At 38.6% G+C, this 17645-nt stretch carries 14 protein-coding genes and 2 pseudogenes; 8 read left to right on the forward strand and 8 right to left on the reverse strand.

Going from position 1 to position 17645, the window contains the following annotated elements; genetic code table 11:
* Positions 1 to 71: 71 nt before the first annotated feature.
* The gene (locus JCM16418_RS07405) at positions 72 to 1190 is read right to left on the reverse strand and encodes an NADH-dependent flavin oxidoreductase (protein WP_036647265.1); all 1119 of its coding nucleotides are present in this window, start codon (positions 1188 to 1190) and stop codon (positions 72 to 74) included.
* Between the two features lie 293 nt (positions 1191 to 1483).
* On the opposite strand from JCM16418_RS07405, the gene JCM16418_RS07410 reads away from it, so the two are divergent.
* The 4 genes from JCM16418_RS07410 to JCM16418_RS07425 all read left to right on the forward strand — a co-directional run bounded on the left by JCM16418_RS07410 (position 1484) and on the right by JCM16418_RS07425 (position 4595).
* A complete protein-coding gene (locus tag JCM16418_RS07410; protein ID WP_036647267.1) occupies positions 1484 to 2437 on the forward strand; it encodes a TRM11 family SAM-dependent methyltransferase in 954 nt (317 codons plus the stop codon).
* A 147-nt stretch (positions 2438 to 2584) separates the two neighbouring features.
* Positions 2585 to 3064, forward strand: coding sequence for a zinc ribbon domain-containing protein (locus JCM16418_RS07415; RefSeq protein WP_052020113.1), 480 nt, complete (start codon positions 2585 to 2587; stop codon positions 3062 to 3064).
* Between the two features lie 207 nt (positions 3065 to 3271).
* Positions 3272 to 4018, forward strand: coding sequence for a spermidine synthase (locus JCM16418_RS07420; RefSeq protein ID WP_052020114.1), 747 nt, complete (start codon positions 3272 to 3274; stop codon positions 4016 to 4018).
* Positions 4019 to 4097: 79 nt separating this feature from the next.
* Positions 4098 to 4595 (forward strand): DinB family protein, encoded by a 498-nt coding sequence (locus tag JCM16418_RS07425; RefSeq protein ID WP_036647272.1) that lies wholly within the window; start codon positions 4098 to 4100, stop codon positions 4593 to 4595.
* A 160-nt stretch (positions 4596 to 4755) separates the two neighbouring features.
* On the opposite strand, the gene JCM16418_RS07430 is transcribed toward JCM16418_RS07425, so the two are convergent.
* Complete coding sequence (locus JCM16418_RS07430; RefSeq protein WP_036647273.1) at positions 4756 to 6471, reverse strand: proline--tRNA ligase; 1716 nt, start codon at positions 6469 to 6471, stop codon at positions 4756 to 4758.
* Positions 6472 to 6781: 310 nt separating this feature from the next.
* A pseudogene (locus JCM16418_RS07435) lies at positions 6782 to 7572 on the reverse strand (class I SAM-dependent methyltransferase).
* A 94-nt stretch (positions 7573 to 7666) separates the two neighbouring features.
* Between JCM16418_RS07435 and JCM16418_RS07440 the strand changes: the two are divergent.
* On the forward strand, positions 7667 to 8515 hold the full coding sequence (locus JCM16418_RS07440; protein WP_036647276.1) for an NAD-dependent epimerase/dehydratase family protein: 849 nt from the start codon (positions 7667 to 7669) through the stop codon (positions 8513 to 8515).
* Here the strand turns inward: JCM16418_RS07440 and JCM16418_RS07445 are convergent, their stop codons facing one another.
* Both JCM16418_RS07445 and JCM16418_RS07450 read right to left on the reverse strand, forming a co-directional pair.
* The gene (locus JCM16418_RS07445) at positions 8516 to 9748 is read right to left on the reverse strand and encodes a GHKL domain-containing protein (protein ID WP_242403744.1); all 1233 of its coding nucleotides are present in this window, start codon (positions 9746 to 9748) and stop codon (positions 8516 to 8518) included. It lies immediately after the preceding gene.
* 279 nt (positions 9749 to 10027) lie between these two features.
* Complete coding sequence (locus JCM16418_RS07450) at positions 10028 to 10627, reverse strand: short chain dehydrogenase (protein ID WP_036647280.1); 600 nt, start codon at positions 10625 to 10627, stop codon at positions 10028 to 10030.
* 269 nt (positions 10628 to 10896) lie between these two features.
* On the opposite strand from JCM16418_RS07450, the gene JCM16418_RS07455 reads away from it, so the two are divergent.
* Complete coding sequence (locus JCM16418_RS07455; protein ID WP_036647282.1) at positions 10897 to 11298, forward strand: SET domain-containing protein; 402 nt, start codon at positions 10897 to 10899, stop codon at positions 11296 to 11298.
* A 252-nt stretch (positions 11299 to 11550) separates the two neighbouring features.
* Here JCM16418_RS07455 and JCM16418_RS07460 read toward each other — a convergent pair.
* Together JCM16418_RS07460 and JCM16418_RS07465 are read right to left on the reverse strand one after the other, a co-directional pair.
* Positions 11551 to 13009: pseudogene (locus JCM16418_RS07460) on the reverse strand (ABC transporter permease/substrate-binding protein).
* A gap of 48 nt (positions 13010 to 13057) precedes the next feature.
* Positions 13058 to 14026 (reverse strand): ABC transporter ATP-binding protein, encoded by a 969-nt coding sequence (locus JCM16418_RS07465; RefSeq protein ID WP_036647284.1) that lies wholly within the window; start codon positions 14024 to 14026, stop codon positions 13058 to 13060.
* Positions 14027 to 14271: 245 nt separating this feature from the next.
* Between JCM16418_RS07465 and JCM16418_RS07470 the strand changes: the two genes are divergently transcribed.
* Together JCM16418_RS07470 and JCM16418_RS07475 are read left to right on the forward strand one after the other, a co-directional pair.
* Positions 14272 to 15300 (forward strand): substrate-binding domain-containing protein, encoded by a 1029-nt coding sequence (locus tag JCM16418_RS07470; protein ID WP_052020115.1) that lies wholly within the window; start codon positions 14272 to 14274, stop codon positions 15298 to 15300.
* Between the two features lie 389 nt (positions 15301 to 15689).
* Positions 15690 to 16883: a glycoside hydrolase family 130 protein gene (locus JCM16418_RS07475; protein ID WP_036647286.1), complete on the forward strand. Its 1194-nt coding sequence runs from the start codon at positions 15690 to 15692 to the stop codon at positions 16881 to 16883.
* Between the two features lie 81 nt (positions 16884 to 16964).
* Here JCM16418_RS07475 and JCM16418_RS07480 read toward each other — a convergent pair whose 3' ends face one another.
* Positions 16965 to 17636, reverse strand: a complete 672-nt coding sequence (locus tag JCM16418_RS07480; RefSeq protein ID WP_373280700.1) for an O-methyltransferase — start codon at positions 17634 to 17636, stop codon at positions 16965 to 16967.
* Positions 17637 to 17645 lie beyond the last annotated feature (9 nt).

The following is a 17645-nucleotide window of genomic DNA, read 5'->3' on the forward strand; positions in this document are numbered from 1 at the left end:
GATGTCCGCTGTTTATTCAAAAAGGTGCATTTTATTGTTAGCCAATTGAAATATAGAATTTCCTAGATCAGTTATACAACTGGAAACCATCCTGTTCTAGTCATAATGCCTTGCCATAATGGATCTGGAACCACAAGTAGTTCCTGTGCATCCCGGCTTATAGTCGTCGCAATGTCTTCTTCGTTACCTGATTCGATCTTCTCCACCCAATCAGGTTCAGCAATAATTTCTCTACCTAGAGCAATAAATGGAATGCCCATCTGTACGGCTTTCAAGCCATCTTCTGCTGTCTTAATTGAACCAACACCCATAATTGGAACACGATTACCGACAAGGTCCCTAATCCATTCCATACGAGAAAGACCCTTGTCTTCTACACCACGTCTTGGCTCGGACCAGAAGTCCATAAGAGAAATGTGAATATAGTCAAGTTCTTTTTCCACTAATTCATTAAGCAATGCAAATGTATCCTTCATCGTGATACCCGCTTCTTCTGGCTCTTCAGGAGACAATCGGTAACCTACTAAGAAAGGAGATTTAGCATACTTAGCTACTGCTTCTTTAACAGCATCCACCACCGCTAACGGGAAAGCTAAACGATTCTCAAGGCTCCCTCCCCATCGATCTTCACGACGATTTGTATGTGCAGAGAAGAATTGTTGTAACAAGTAATTGTTAGCCCCATGTATTTCGACTCCGTCATAACCAGCTTCAATGGCTCTCCGTGTAGTCTCACCGAACTCCTGAATAATGGTTACAATTTCTTCATCCGAAAGTGCCCTTGGAGTTACTTGACCGTCATCAGTAGGTACCGCACTTGCACTGACAACATCACCATCTACAAGTTCAGGAGGACAAAGACGTCCACCGTGGAAAATTTGCAACACAGCTTTCGACCCTTTTTCCTTAATCGTGGTTGCTACTCTTGCCAAGCTAGGGATCATCTCATCGTTATACCCCGCGAATTGCCCGTGAAATCCTTGGCCATTCCTAGAGACATTCGTGCATGCCGTAATTACCATGCCTACTCCACCAGATCTACGGCTATAATAATCAATCTCAGCATCAGAGATTGTACCATCTACATTTGAAGACCATGTCGTCATAGGTGCCATCGCAACGCGGTTCTCTACCTGCACACCACTACGAAAAGTAAATGATTCGAAAAGCGGGTTAAACTTAGCTTCCATTTGATTAGTCCTCCATCGATTCATATTGATCATACTGTAACTATTATAATTACAATTATGCGAAATTGCAAATCAGACGGGTATCATTGTTATGAATGGACTCTTTATCATCAACTGTTCCACTAGACTCGTTAGTTAATTCTCACCGTTCGTACCGCTTTACACGTTATAGCAAATAGACTAATTTTATTATCTTATAGGCATCTTGAGCGCATTTTTTTGCTTTTCTAGGCTTTAACAGATATGGTTGTGAGACACACACAAATAAAATTGCTATAGAGGATGAGACAAGATTGAATACAAACAGCCCTTTAACGGAGTATATATACACCTTTGCATATAATGGCGATGAAAGCTCCCTGTGTCATTTAGAGATGCGTTCTTTCTTTGGAGTAGACACGACAACGAATATATTAAAAAGCTCGATAGAGGTTCTTCCTAGCCGAAGCCCATTTATCAAAGAACGAATAGAAGTTATGTACGAAGGTAATTATTTATCCCAAATCCTCGAGCAAGTAGAGGCTATTCAATTAAATGGTGCGACGTTCAAAGTTATTTTCAACAAAATTAACGATTTAAATCCTTCTGATAAAATAGAATATGATGACCGACGCAGCATTGAGCGGGATCTTGGATTACATATTGATGGTGAAGCGGATGTGAATCATCCTGACCTAACATTTGGTATCATCCCCCTTGGTGGGCGTTGGTATTTTGGAAAATATCTAAAGAACGAGGCCATTTGGTTACACCATATGAAGAAACCACGTAACTATTCCATAGCACTAGGTACACGACTTGCTAGAGCGGCCGTAAATATTGCAATACCGAAACCAGAAGGCATCTCCGCCATAGACCCTTGTTGTGGAATTGGAACTGTAGTTATTGAGGCCCTTTCCATGGACATCAACATGGTAGGGCGTGACATCAATCCTCATATCATACAAGGTGCACGCGCTAATACAGCCCATTTCGGTTACGATACGGAGTTAGTTTTAGGAGATATCGGTGATGTGCATGCGACATATGATGTAGCGATTATAGACATGCCGTACAATTTATTCTCATCAACGACGCCGGAAGAGCAGCTCTCCCTACTTCAGCATACTCGCCGTTTTGCAAAGAGAGTTGTCATCATTACTATTGAAACGATTGACGACATGATTGTCGAGGCCGGATTCATCATTAAAGACCGTGGTGTCGCGAAGAAAAGAGCATTCTCTAGACAAATTATTGTATGTGAGTAATTAGTCATCCATATGTTGCTCCAGTCTTCCATTAGTTATAATACATCAATATAATCATACAATAATATAAGTCCGCATAGCGGAATATGGCCACATGAGTAACCATCAAGATGAAGAAATACCGCATCAAGGAGGAGAAGCCAAGTCATGTCTAATTTTTTCGATAAGCTTAAACAGGGTGTGTCAGACGCTGGTAAAAAAGCGCATCAAACGGTTGAGTCAACGACTTTAAAGTTCCAAGTTTCTTCTAAGGAGAAAGATATAGAAAAGAGCTTTACAGAAATTGGCCGTCTAGTACATGTATCCATGTCCATTCCAGGTACCCCTCTGCCTGAGGAGGAAATCCAGAAACATCGGAAGAATATCCTCGATATTGAAAAAGAAATTGAGGATCTACAGCGCAAAATTCAGAATCTACAGAACCTCAAAGAATGCGGATGCGGTAAAATGTTACCTGCCGACGCGACCTATTGTCCTTTCTGCGGACAGCAGTTCCAAAAGGTCGTCGTCCAACCTGTAGCCGATGCCTCCTCATTTCAAAAAACGGCTCACTGCTCTCAATGCGGCCACGCAGTATCACCAATAGATCGTTTTTGCGGCGACTGTGGTCACGCGCTCAATGGATAGACGATGTAAATAAAGTCGCAAGCTGAGATAATTGCAACGTTACTGGCCTCCTAGCATGGGTCAAATAAAGACACCTTTAAATTGAACATGTGAGTGTTGTGAAATTACTCGCACAATTTGAAGGTGTCTTTGTATGGGTACAGCCTCATTCATCGCTTATAGGTTACCTAATGATATAATGTCATAAGCTATGTAATTAAGGAGACGATGATATTGCCACCCGAATATAAAGTAATTAGTAATAACCATGAAATCACCGTTTCTGAGATTTCCGAGTTATACGGAGAAAAAGGTAACTTTCGTGTGATGCAGTTTTCAAATGCAGCTTTGCAGGGTGCATTAGATCTCAATGAGCCTGATCGAATTGTTTTTGAATATCCAAGAGTCATGATTCACCTGATGGAGTGTAACGACGCCTCTTTCGAAAATGTATTTGTTATTGGGCATGGAATTGGGACAATAGCGAGTCATTTTCCAGAGAAACGTTTTAAAATAGCTGAGGTCGATCACAACGTAGTTGATTTAAGTAGACGATATTTTGGATACAGCATGGATAATGTAATGATCGGAGATGGCCGTCACATTCTAGAGGGTGAGGATTCTGATACTTATGATTATATTATTTTGGATGCCTTTAACTCAAAAGGAACTCCGCAACATCTGATCTCCCAAGAATTTTTCAAAATAACTGCCGACAAGCTTACCCCTCAAGGCTCTATTATCATCAATCTAATGGGAAGAGGTGAGAATGATTCGCTTATCAACGCTATCCATTCTACGCTTAGACAAGTATATACCTATACCCTATCTTTCATCTTACCAGGAGACCGATTTACAGACGTGCAGAATATGATTATGATAGGCAGAAACATTCCCATTCGTTTCCAAGCACGCCAAATGGCAGGTTTCATAGAAATGCATCTTGGAACTGGACATATCATATTAGATTATTGATTTCGCCCTCTTCCCTTTGCTAAACATATGATATGATGAAATCAGCTTCAAAATAATAAGAATGGTTGGTGAGTATGATATGGAAACAGTTAACGGTGTCATGCAAATTCGTAATCATCTATTGGAAGAATTGGAATTGTCTGTACGGACAAGTTGTAATCTGATACGAAGCATCAAACCAGAAGAATGGGAATATCAACCTCAAGACAATATGCGTACGTTATTGCAATTAGTGCATCATCTTGTATCCATACCTGCAAGTGATTTAGCAATTATGCAGGAGCAACCTCAACCTGAGATTGAACTCGTAGAGAATGATGCTAGCTCTATCACTCATCCCGAAGAATTGGCTCAACGTTTCGAATCGAATTTTGATAAACTTCGTACATATATGGTTTCACTTAGTGAAGATGATTTCTTGAATAAATCGACTAAAGCTTTTTACGCAGATCACGGAATGGTTCAAGTTAAGTGGCTAATTGAAGTGGTTACGCACACGTTCCATCACCGTTCACAGCTCTATAACTATTTAAAACAACAGGGACATGAACTTCACTTCTCAATGTTATATGCTTAAATGTCAGTGTCGTGAAGAAACGAATATGAGTGCTTGAGCGTTCGCATTTATATTCCGAGCCGCTCTTTGCCCAGAAGAGATTTCCTATTTCATAATCTTCAAACCGTATGACATGACATTTGGAAATCCCTTCTGATTGGAGGCGGTCAATAACATTTATTTAATGACTGTTTTTCAAAAGAACACTGACATGCTCCACAACATCTTGGATATGCATCATCTCTTTTGCCTGACTTCTTCTGTTAACAAATTCTATATTCCCTTCCCCTGCATCCTTACCAATGATAATTCTGTAAGGTATTCCAATGAGATCCGAGTCTTTAAATTTCACACCTGCACGTTCATCACGGTCATCCATTAGTACTTCAATACCATGACTAATAAGACGTTCATATAATTCATTTGCAACTTGGATTTGCAGATCATCTTTCACAGAGATGGGTAGGAGATGAACATGAAATGGTGCCAAAGATAGTGGCCAATGTATACCATTCTCATCATGGTTCTGCTCAACAATAGCAGAAAGCACGCGTGAAACTCCAATCCCATAACAACCCATAATCATCGTCTGCGCTATTCCAGATGAATCGAGGAACTTTGCACCTAGCTTGTCACTATATTTCGTTCCTAATTTGAAGACATGCCCAATTTCAATACCGCTATGCAAATTAATGATTCCTTCACTACAGCGAGGACAGGAATCCTGCTCCGTTACATTACGAAAATCTCCTACATGTTCTAAATTTATATCACGCTGCGGATTGAGATTTTGGTAGTGGTAATCGAATTCATTAGCTCCAGCTATTCCACTATTCATTTGAACTACTGAATGATCAACTAATACAGGCAAGTCTAAACCGTAAGGTCCAATAAATCCAACAGCTATACTTGAAATTCCTTCTAATGCTTCCGAGTTAGCAATTGTTATATTCTTCGCACCAAGGTAGTTTAGAACTTTAATTTCATTAATCTCATGGTCGCCCCTAACCACAACAGCAACGACTTGATTGTCCACTATGAACATGACCGTCTTCATAATTTCAGAGGGCAAAATCTGTAACGACTCGACAAGTTCATCAATTGTCCGGATGTTTGGAGTATACAATTTCGCTATTTGGTCTAATTTGATATTCTCCTCGTTCTTTTCACTTCTAATTCCTACCTCGGCTTTTTCCAAATTAGCGGCATAGTCGCAGCTTGTACAAGCAGCAATGGTATCTTCACCAATGTCAGCAAGAGCCATGAATTCATGTGTTTCACCTTCACCACCAATGGCACCTGCGTCCGCTTCGACTGCGCGAAAGTTTATTCCGCAGCGGGCAAATATACGTTGATATGCCTTAAACATCGACCAATAGGATTGATCGAGTCCATTCCAATCGACATCAAATGAATAAGCATCTTTCATGAGAAATTCTCTCCCGCGGAGTAGCCCATAACGTGGACGTCGTTCATCTCGAAATTTGGTTTGTATTTGATATAAAGTTATAGGTAACTTTCGATAGGAATTAATCTCATTGTGTACTAATGTCGTAATCACTTCTTCATGCGTTGGTCCGAGTGCAAACTCCCGATCATGGCGATCATATAAACGCATTAATTCTGGCCCGTACACATCATATCTGCCGGATTCCTTCCACAGCTCGGTAGGTTGTAGCGTTGGCATCAAGATCTCCTGGGCATGGGCAAGATCCATTTCTTCCCGCACAATTTGTTCAACTTTCCTAAGCACGCGTCTTCCAAGAGGCAGATAAGTATATACGCCCGCTGCCAATTGACGGATAAACCCCGCTCTAAGCATCAACTGATGACTCATGGCTTCAGCATCACCAGGTGACTCACGTAGTGTTGTCAGTAATAATTTGTTTTGACGCATATGATGAAACCTCCCTCTATTTTCTTGAAAATAAACAAAAAGACACATTCGTCCGGGACGAATGTGTCGTGATACCACCCTATTTTGACCGCAAATTCATTACGGCCCTCATTCAGATAACGGTATATACCGGTAACGGTAAAGTAATATGCCGTTACAGCTCACAAGGTAGGATATAGTTCACTCGCTATGAGAAACCTTTCAGCCCATGGGTTTCTTCTCTGTACAACGATGATCGAACTCTTTGGCCTTGGTCAAAGCTATTCATTATTTATAATTTCCAATACTTTACTCAATATTCTGGGATTAGTCAAGAATCTTCATTCATTTTCCGACATACATAAACCATGCCATAGCTATTATTCGCAATGGGTGTTTCGTTCCAGTCTTCAAAAATATCCAAAATTTCAAATCCATTTTCACTCAACATACGTTCCATTTCTTTGGGGAAAACGTATCTTAAGCTAATGTTCGTTGGCTTTTCATTCACGACTTGGCCATCTTTATTTATAGATTTTCTTATGGTAATGTAGTGTTGAAGTTGTTTAGAGAATTATAGCTACAGATCGTTGAAATATCCACAGTTTCTCCATCAGAACCGTTAACGTAACTTTTCCAGAATTCCTCAGAAGACGGTTGAAATAATTCCTCCATACTAGGAAATCGTGTATTAAAAATAAATATTCCTTGATGTTCCAAGTGTCTATTTACAGATTGTAATAATTTATTTTGAGCTTCATTCGTAAGAAAATGTTGAAAACTATTTCCTACCATAAAAATGAATGAACTTGTAACATTTAACTGTAGTTCGGAGCAATCTTGCTGGATCCATTCAACAGCTACATTTCGATCCATAGACTTTTTTACAGCTTGGTCTAACATTCCCCTATGTATATCTACACCTATCATATGATAGCCTTCTGTTGCTAAGGGAATGGTTACTCTACCTGTCCCACATCCTAAATCAATAATACACCCACTTGCTTGTAAAGCCCATTTGCTTAGAAAAGGAATATCATCCACATATCGATCATTCTCTACATCATATTGATTAGGATCTTCATATTCTTCTGAATTGTGTAATATAATTGGTTTGTTCATTTCATCCCCCTTATGCAAATTTACCTATTTACTACAACATAACCCTATTATGAATGTAAAACTACATAATTATTTTCTTAAAGGAGACAACCTAATGAAAATTTTTATTGCAGGTGCAACTGGAGTACTTGGACGTTTACTCATTCCTAAACTAGTACAAGAAGGTCATGAAGTAGTAGGCATGACACATCATAAATCCAATATGAAATTAATATCAGATTTAGGTGCGGTCCCAGCGGTTGCGGATGCTCTTAATCAATCGTCCGTCCAAACGGTGCTTGAACTTGCTCGTCCTGATATGGTCATTCATCAGCTGACATCATTGGGCTCTTACAATTTAGAAGATAATGCAGAAATACGAATGGTCGGTACACGCAACCTAGTTGAGGCTTCTAAATCGGTCAATGTGAAAAAAATGATTGCACAAAGTATCTCCTGGGCATATGAGCCCGGAGATAAACCTGCCAATGAACAAGTCTCTTTAGATATTCATGCTGCGTTACCCAGAAAAACGACTATTGATGGTATTGTAGCCTTAGAAGAAGCAGTGGCTGAGATACCTAACCACATTATTCTTCGCTATGGAGCTTTCTATGGACCAGCAACTTGGTATGAGAGAAATGGAAGGAATGCTGTAAAAGTAATGAACAAGGAAATTCCAGCCACGGACGGAATCAGTTCATTCATTCATATCCATGACGCAGCACAGGCTACCGTTCAGGCGATTCATTGGCCTACAGGTCCTGTTAATATTGTCGATGATGAACCAGCACCAGGAGTCGTGTGGCTCCCACTATATGCTTCTGCCATTGGTGCACCAATGCCTGATCTTCAAGAAGGCCGTAATGCTTGTGAACGAGGTGCTTCGAATAGACTGGCACGAGAAGACTATAAGTGGCAACCGATGTTTCCGTCTTGGCGTGATGGATTCAAACATATATAGTTAGATTGTAATCCGGATAACAACGTTGTCTTCTTCATATTGAAAGTGAATTTTGCCTTTATATAGCTCAACCGTTCTTTTAATAATCATAAGACCGTTACCTCTTAATTCATCACTATTTTCTTTTGTTGTATATCCGTTCTGAAATAAGTTCTTCTGTTCTTTAACTGAAAGTTGAGCCGTGTTCTCCACTGCAAATACATATTTATCTCCAATGGTTTTACATATGACACGAATTTGTTTAGGCTGTTCTCCCATGTAATCTTCTGTTGCTTCAATCGCGTTATCTAGAAGATTAGAGAAAATTCTCGCCAAATCCATAGACTCTACTCTACTATACTCATTTTGATCAGTGTCGAAGTACATTTGTATACTTTTAGATTGGGCAAATTCCCACTTGCTCTGGAATAAAACCATCAGAATCGGATTCCTGATCCGTAATGACATATTCACAATTTTAGATTCAATTGTCAGCTGGTTTAAATAATCTCTTGCTTTATTATGCAACTGCATATCCATTAATCCACTTAGCACCTGAAGATGATTCAGCATATCATGTCTGCTTGATTTAATGGCATCAATTACTCTGCCCAGCTCTGATGTATACATTTTTTCTGATTCTTTCAAATCCTGTTGTAAACGAAGCTTATACCATCGGTTTAAAATGAACGCCACAGTTAACAAAGCAATCGTAAATACAATATCAATGACAAAGATGAAAATATTCTTTTTAAGAACTTCATCACGTACTTGTTTTACATTCTTAGCATCTATATCAATTCCAACAACACCAAGAATCTTCCCGGCTTCATTGTAGAATGGTACGCCGACAGATAAATATGCGCCCGTAGAATGATCTTTTATCGTTTCAGTAAAATAACTTTCTCCCTTTTTAGCTCGTTTTACTTTCTCAGCAGGAACTGTACAAGGCGTACCTATTGTCAAATCCAGTGTGCCTTGTGGATAGGATGCGACCATAACTTTAGATATATCCGTACTATCGAGCATTAGAATATATACATATAAAGCCTTGATTCGATCGTAATATTGGTCAAGATATTGTCTCGTTTGTTTGCGATTCTCATCATCCTGCTTCGATATAATAAACTTCTGGTAAACACCTTTATCTAACCCATCTGCAATATCTTTAGCAATTTCCATATACTGTTTGGCAAGTGCAGTCTGCGCTGATTTGCCGATTGAATAATACGAAATAAACAATTTGACGCTCATAAGAGAGCTTAGAACTATACATGAAACAACAATAAAAAATACTATTCTCTTCTTCGAATATAAACCAGTAAAATTCATAACCCCAGTCCTTTAGTTCTTATGTCTTTTATCCTATGTCTTTTATCCTATGTCTTTTATCCTAAACCCCATACCCTTAATCTATTATTATCGGAAGATTAGGTTGATTTAGTTAGAATTAGTTCATAACATTAATAAAGCTTGCATGTAAAGAAACCTCCCTGTAAATAGAGAGGCGACTTAGACACATTATTCGATAAATCAATAAACTTCGTAACTCTGACCCGTTTGGGCTCCTTGAATACTTTTTCTGTAAGCCATACCTACTCGTTTCCCAGGCACAGGGACAAAACCCATGAAAAAGTCTTTGTATTTTTCTTGAGAATCTTCGAGTAAATTTGGACTAACACTATTAATTCGAATACCTCTAGGCATTTCAAGTGCAGCTGATTTCACAAAAGCTTTAATCCCGCCGTTGGCCATTGCAGATGATGCACCTCCGACAATGGGATCATCCATTAGAATACCCGTGGTGAGAGTGATGCTGCCTAGATCGTTAATATAATCGAGTCCAAGTAATACTAAATTAATTTGACCTGCGAGTTTACTGCGTAACCCAATGTCATTTAATTCAGGAGTCATTTCTGTTAAATTCGCGAAATGCGTAGCTCCTGTTGCACTAACAACGGCATCTATTTTACCAACTTTATTATACATGTCTTTAATACTCTGCAGGGAGGTGATATCTACTTGTATGTCTGATGCCGATCTGCTTGCATGAATAATCTCATATTCATCCTTCATCTCATTAACCACATGACTTCCGATCGTTCCATTTGCACCTATAACTAATAGTTTCATAGTAAACCTCCCTTTTTTTGCACTACATCTATTTAATCACAAACGCTAACAATCTTTATCTTTATTCAGGTTGTAAGTAAATAGTTATATTTTAATTTTATATTTATAAATGATCAAGCGTTTTGAGGAATAAACAGAATTGTCGTTGCCAATCATAAAGTAGATCCATAAATCGCTGTATTTAATTGCCCTAGACAATCACTTCGTAGTCTTTTATTCTTAAGTAAGTAAGACGGCTCCATAGACAAAAGAATGAGTAGGTGTTAAACATGATTGAAATAAAGACTTCAACAATTAGCGATGGTGAATTTAATAGAGGTGTGTTTGCGAAAGAGGATATTGCAAAAGGTACCCTCTTCCATGAAGCACCCGTTATCCCTTATCCAAATGAAGAACATGTTCATATTGAAAAAACATTACTGGCTGACTATATGTTCGAATATGGTGCTAACCATACAGCAATGCTCTTAGGGTATGGCATGTTGTTTAACCACTCCTATGATCCTAATGCTGATTATGAACTGAATTTCGATAATCATACTGTTGATTTTTTTGCTTTCAAGGATATTAAAGCTGGCGAAGAAATTTTTATTAATTATAATGGTGAAGTCGAAAATGATGAACCTTTATGGTTTAATAAAACGGATGAAGAAAATGAGATTGAAGATTAGACGCAAGTAATCAAGATGAATAAAAAAGGAACTGTCCTCTGACAGTTCCTTTTTCACATGCAGCAGTGTTAGAACTAAATAAAGTGCTTATTTCTTAGATGCGCTTACGAGGTGGATGAATTTATTTCTCGGGTAATCGCAGGAAGATCAATATTTCGACATACCACCCTCTTCATTGCTAGGAATGGGGCGAATACTCAAAAATGAGCTAAGTAGACTATATGAATAGCTACTGATCTTGATGACGATAACTTATAACAAACCAGCTTTAGTTAAGAATTCCCGCGCAACTTCTTCAGCATTAACACCTTCCACGCCCACTTTAAAATTCATTTCACGCATTTCATCATCGGTAATTTTACCTTCTAGTTTATCAAGTGATTTCTTGATTTCAGGATATTTCTCAACGGTTTCCTTCCGCATCAACGGAGCTCCTTGGTACGGTGGGAAAAAATGTTGATCGTCATTTAATACCGTTAATTGGTATTGTTTCAACTCACTATCCGTTGAATAAGCATCTACTAAGTTGATGTCTCCAGCCTTCACTGCGTTATATCTCAGTTTGGGTTCCATAGTCGTGATGCTTGAGAATTGCATGTTATAACGTTTGCTCATTCCAGGATAACCATCCTCTTGCCGATCTGTAAATTCTCTTGTAAAACCAGCTTTGATCTTATCCTTTACTTTTGCTAAGTCCGAAATATTCTTAAGTTGATATTGCTCAGCCAATTTTTGAGGAATTGCTAAAGCATAGGTGTTGTTATACTGCATGGGTGCAAGCAGTTCCATATCTAGTTTCTCTAACATTCCTTTTCTTGCTTGTTCATATACTTCTCGGCTATCCGTACTTACAGGCTTCTGTTTGAGAAATTCAACAATAGCAGTACCCGAGAACTCTGGATAAATGTCAATACTACCTGATTTTAATGCATTATATACAAAAGATGTTCCGCCAAGCCCGGATTTCAGTTCAACATGCAGATCTGTGTCTTTCTCTATAAGTTGCTTATACATTTGTATCAGAATTTCAGGCTCCGAACCTAATTTGCCACCGATTACAATATCTTTCTTTTCGCCTCTCATGCAAACGGGATGGCCACAATCAATACAATGGCTAAAGCAAATACACTAGCTGAAATCAGCATTTTTTTATAAGAGACATGTTCTAATTTTCTTAAGATAAAATCAAATAGAATAGCCAGCAACGCAGCTGGAATCGCACCTAATATAATGAGCGAGGTATCGTTTCGGTCAATTCCCAGCAAGATAATGTCACCAAGACCACCTGCTCCAATGAGCGCAGCCATCGTGGCCGTCCCAATAATCAAGACCGTTGCGGTGCGAATACCCGCCATAATAATCGGCATTGCAAGCGGTAGTTCAACTTTCATTAGCCTTTTACGGCTGTTCATACCCATTGCTTTCGAAGCTTCAATTAATGAAGGATTAACTTCTTTAATACCCGTATATGTATTTCGGAGATAGGTAGCAACGCATATACTACGAGTGCAATAATGGCAGGAATCCTTCCGATTCCGAATAAGGGAATGAGTAATCCTAGTAAGGCTAAGGATGGGATCGTCTGCAAAACCGCTGTAATTCCAATCATAACCTCAGCAATTTTGGGCTTACGTGTCAGATAAATACCTAGGGGTATAGATATTAATACAGCAAAAAAGAGCGCTATAATGGATATTTGAATATGCTCCAGTAAGGCAGTACCAGTTGCCCTTGCCTTGCTTTAAATACTTCTATTAAGTTATCCATTTCTTTGACCTCTTTCTTGCATACGTTCTGCCATATGCTGTATTACATTTTGTCTACTTATCGTACCAACCAACTCACCATTTCTTTCAACAGGTAACTGATCTTTATCACATAATAAGTTTAATACTTCTTGTAAAGAAGCCGATGCAGGAACAGCACTTATAAGTTTCAAGTTCATATCCTCTTCACGAAGCGGACTAATAATTTCATCTATATCAAGATTCTGATCAAGCTTATCCTTTTGAACACCCACAAAATCTTTTACAAAATCATTAACTGGGTTATTTAGAATTTCGCTTGGAGTTCCTACTTGTACAATTTGTCCGTCCTTCATGACACAGATTCGATCCCCAAGCTTCATCGCTTCATGAATATCATGGGTTACGAAAACAATCGTTTTCTTTATTCTCTGCTGTAAATCGAGTACATCATCCTGCAATTTATCCCTACTAAAAGGATCCAGAGCGCTAAAAGGTTCATCCATCAAAATAATCCCCGGATCAGCAGCAAGTGCCCGTATTACCCCTACTCGCTGTTGCTGACCACCTGATAATTCACCAGGTTTACGATCTCGATATTTTTCTGGTTCTAAACCAACCATATCCAGCAGCTCATCTACACGTTTTGCAATCTTCTCCCGATTCCATTTACGTAATTCAGGAACGATAGCGATATTCTCACCAATCGTCATATGGGGAAATAGAGCTATTTGCTGTAGTACATAACCTAGATTCCAGCGTAACTCGTGGATGTCATATTCGCTTATTTTCTTATCGTTAATCCAAACCGTTCCATCTGAAAGATCAATTAAACGATTGATCATTTTCAGTGTAGTTGTTTTCCCGCAACCACTGGGTCCAATAATAACGAAAAATTCTCCATCCTTGATTTCCAAGTCTAGAGAGCGTACGGCGCTTGTACCGTCGGGATACTTTTTGGACACGTTATCAAATCGGATCATTCATTCACGACTCCTCAAATTTTTTTTGAAATGTTATCTACATCATATGTATAAAAATAGTTTACCCATTTAGACTAACAATGCCTCAAATATTGAGCCTTTCTTTATAAGGAAAAACCTGCAAGGAGGTGATTTACTATGGCATAAAGTATATTTTATTACCTTTATTATATAGAGGTTAACTTGTATACTATAGAAACGATAATTTCAGGTCATCAAGCCGGAATGAATTAGGTGGGGTTCGGATGAAAAACAATGTAACGATGAGGGATATTGCTAACCAATTAGGTGTAAGTATCGTCACTGTTTCAAAAGCTCTTGGAGACAAAGATGGCGTAAGTGAAGAGTTGAAATCCAGAATTAAAAGATTAGCTACAGAAATGAATTACCGCTACAATACACCAGCTAGATCAATGAAAGAAGGCTTATCTTACAATATTGGCGTCATCATACCAGAACGATTTACGGAAATATCACAATCCTTCTATCTACGAATTTATCAGCATATTTCTCGCATTCTTGATACCTACGGTTATTATGGTATTCTCAACATTCTGAATCATGATGATGAGGAACAACTGTATCTTCCCAGAATCTACAATGAAAAAAAAGTAGATGGTATTATTGTCTTAGGTCAAGTTAGCAAGAAATATATTGAACTGATTGAAACCATGCAATTACCTAAAATATTCACTGATTTCTATGATGAGCATGCCGATATCGATTCGGTGATTACCGATAATTTCTATGGATCATATGAAATTACTAACTATTTAATTCAAAACGGACATACGAATATTGCTTATATAGGAAATATTCATTCCACTAGCAGTATTCAAGACCGTTTCTTGGGTTATTATAAATCATTGCTCGAACATAACATTCCGATGAAACAGGAACTGATTATTAATGACCGCGATGAACGAGGACGGGATATAGATATCGAGTTACCAAGTCCACTCCCCTCTGCATTTGTATGTAACTGTGACCGAGTGGCCTATAAACTGTCGGATAAGCTAAAAGCTAAGGGTTATAACATACCTCAGGACTGTTCTATTGTCGGATTCGATAATGATTTTTATGCAACTTTGTCTTCTCCGCAACTAACTACAGTTGAAGTAAACATGGTGCAAATGGCTACGATATCTGTTAATTCCATTATGGAGAAAATCAATCATCCTGGTAAGCGTTTCGGGAGAGTTTTAGTGCAGGGTCAAATTATCTACAGAGATTCAGTACTTACGCTGCATCCTAACAAAGATGATATTCTATGATTTTCACAAAAAGCAGCTACTGGTCTAAATCAGTAGCTGCTTTTTGTTTTATAATTTTAAAAATATAATCCACTGTGTTATTAGTTTTTATCAAAGTTAAATTTAATTATAATTAACTTATATTTAATTAATTTAATAAAGAATTAGGTACTATTTTAATTATTTTAGCGCATTTATTTAGATAATAGTTGTTATTTAACTATATTAATAGGTTGACACATTCTATGCTAGAACATTAGAATTACTTTATAAATTAATCATTTACTTAAATTATAACTAATTTATTATAGATACATATCCTTACCTATGAGATTAGTTATGAAGATCGTACATATTTTAAGTTTTTCACAGCCGCTTTTGTTTGGAAATCAAGGAGAGGATGAATTCATATGATACATAATAAGTACACCGAGGTTCTAGCGGAGCAGGAGAAATTAATTACTCGTAAAAATGAAATAAACACCACTTTTTACAACGGTGTTTACAATCGCTATAAGTATCCGGTCATAACGCGGCATCATGTTCCTATTCATTGGAGATTTGATCTAGATGCGGATTCGAATCCTTATTTCATGGAGAGATTAGGCATTAATGCAACACTCAATCCTGGTGCAATCTACTTTAATGATAAATATTATCTTGTGATCCGTACGGAAGGACTTGATCGCAAATCCATCTTTGCCTTAGCTGAAAGTGATAATGGTATTGATCAATTCCGCTTTATCAGCACTCCGCTGACTTGGGATGATATCGATCAGGAAGAAACAAATATGTACGATATGCGGCTTGTTCAGCATGAAGATGGATGGATCTATGGAATTTATTGCTCAGAGAGAAAAGATCCTGAAGCTGCTCTCTTCGATACTTCCAGTGCAGTTGCTCAGGCAGGACTTGTTAGAACACAAGATCTGAAGAACTGGGAACGTCTGCCGAATATCCAAACCCATTCTCCGCAGCAGCGTAACGTTGTATTGCATCCCGAATTTGTGAATGGCAAATATGCATTCTATACTCGTCCTCAAGATGGTTTTATCTCTACTGGTTCTGGCGGTGGAATTGCCTTCGGACTATGTGATGATATCTTAAACCCAGTGATTGAGTATGAGGAAATCATAGACGAACGAAGATACCATACCATTTATGAAGTCAAGAACGGTCAAGGGCCTGCCCCAATTAAGACCGATAAGGGCTGGATTCATATTGCTCACGGAGTTAGAAACACTGCTGCTGGTCTACGTTACGTTCTGTATACTTTCGCCACGAGTCTCGAAGATCCAACGAAAGTTATTGCCAAACCAGGTGGACATTTCGTAGCACCGTACGATGATGAACGAGTTGGCGATGTTTCGAATGTGATCTTTTGTAATGGTGCAGTAGTGAATGAACATCAAGAAGTTTTAATTTATTACGCTTCTAGCGATACTCGTATTCATGTCGCAACGACAACGATAGATCGACTGGTCAATTATACCTTCAACACTCCTGCCGATCCTTACCGTTCATTAGACAATGCAATTCAGCGCAAGGATCTTATCGAACGAAATGAAGAGTTGCTTAGAAGCAATAATTTACTTTTTAAATAAGAGGAACGATTTCAAGTTCAAGTAACTGTCCTAATCAAATGTAAAAGAGCCTTAGAATCAGTTTCTATGGCTCTTTTATACTTATTCTTGTACAATACCGATCATAAATCCGTCATATCCTTTGCTGCCAACCGTCTGTATCGCAGTGGATGTAATCCTGGGGTTATCGGCAAGTATGTCATAGAACGTTCTTACTCCTTGTATCCGTGGATCTGTACTATGTTTATTGACGATTTCACCATCACGCACCACATTATCGCCAATAATTACGGTTCCAGGATGGGAGAAATACAGCGCCCAAGTCAGATACTTAGGGTTATTTGGCTTATCTGCGTCTATGAAAATCAGATCAAATGCTCCTTCCTGCTCCGCTTCCATTTTGGCTAGATGGTCCAATGCGTCCCCGCGTCGCACCTCAATCATATGCTCTAAACCAGCATGAGCAATATTGGACTGAGCTACTTGCGCATGATAGCCATCAAGCTCAAGCGTGATGATCCGACCATCTGATGGTAGACCTCTTGCCATCCATATCGTACTATATGCGCCCAAAGTTCCAATTTCTAGTATCCGCTTTGCCCCTTTCATTTGAACTAGCAGTTGTAGAAATTTACCCTGGTTCGGAGAAACATCAATTTCGGGTAAATCTGCCTTCCTGTTAGCAACCAGCACCTCATCCATTATCTGCTCATTTGAGCAAAGACGATCCGTTATATACTCATCTACGTTCTCCCACGTTTGTTTCATTTCAATCACTCCTTT

This window comes from Paenibacillus pini JCM 16418, from assembly GCF_000576305.1.
Lineage (GTDB): Bacteria > Bacillota > Bacilli > Paenibacillales > Paenibacillaceae > Paenibacillus_AQ > Paenibacillus_AQ pini.

Excerpts from the sequence above, each read along its gene's own strand:
- JCM16418_RS07450 (WP_036647280.1), bottom strand. The coding sequence starts at position 10,627 with ATGAAACTATTAGTTATAGGTGCAAATGGAACGATCGGAAGTCATGTG.
- JCM16418_RS07430 (WP_036647273.1), bottom strand. The coding sequence starts at position 6,471 with ATGCGTCAAAACAAATTATTACTGACAACACTACGTGAGTCACCTGGT.
- JCM16418_RS07475 (WP_036647286.1), top strand. The coding sequence starts at position 15,690 with ATGATACATAATAAGTACACCGAGGTTCTAGCGGAGCAGGAGAAATTA.
- JCM16418_RS07415 (WP_052020113.1), top strand. The coding sequence starts at position 2,585 with ATGTCTAATTTTTTCGATAAGCTTAAACAGGGTGTGTCAGACGCTGGT.
- JCM16418_RS07465 (WP_036647284.1), bottom strand. The coding sequence starts at position 14,026 with ATGATCCGATTTGATAACGTGTCCAAAAAGTATCCCGACGGTACAAGC.
- JCM16418_RS07455 (WP_036647282.1), top strand. The coding sequence starts at position 10,897 with ATGATTGAAATAAAGACTTCAACAATTAGCGATGGTGAATTTAATAGA.
- JCM16418_RS07445 (WP_242403744.1), bottom strand. The coding sequence starts at position 9,748 with ATGAGCGTCAAATTGTTTATTTCGTATTATTCAATCGGCAAATCAGCG.
- JCM16418_RS07405 (WP_036647265.1), bottom strand. The coding sequence starts at position 1,190 with ATGGAAGCTAAGTTTAACCCGCTTTTCGAATCATTTACTTTTCGTAGT.
- JCM16418_RS07425 (WP_036647272.1), top strand. The coding sequence starts at position 4,098 with ATGGAAACAGTTAACGGTGTCATGCAAATTCGTAATCATCTATTGGAA.
- JCM16418_RS07420 (WP_052020114.1), top strand. The coding sequence starts at position 3,272 with ATGATATTGCCACCCGAATATAAAGTAATTAGTAATAACCATGAAATC.
- JCM16418_RS07440 (WP_036647276.1), top strand. The coding sequence starts at position 7,667 with ATGAAAATTTTTATTGCAGGTGCAACTGGAGTACTTGGACGTTTACTC.
- JCM16418_RS07470 (WP_052020115.1), top strand. The coding sequence starts at position 14,272 with ATGAAAAACAATGTAACGATGAGGGATATTGCTAACCAATTAGGTGTA.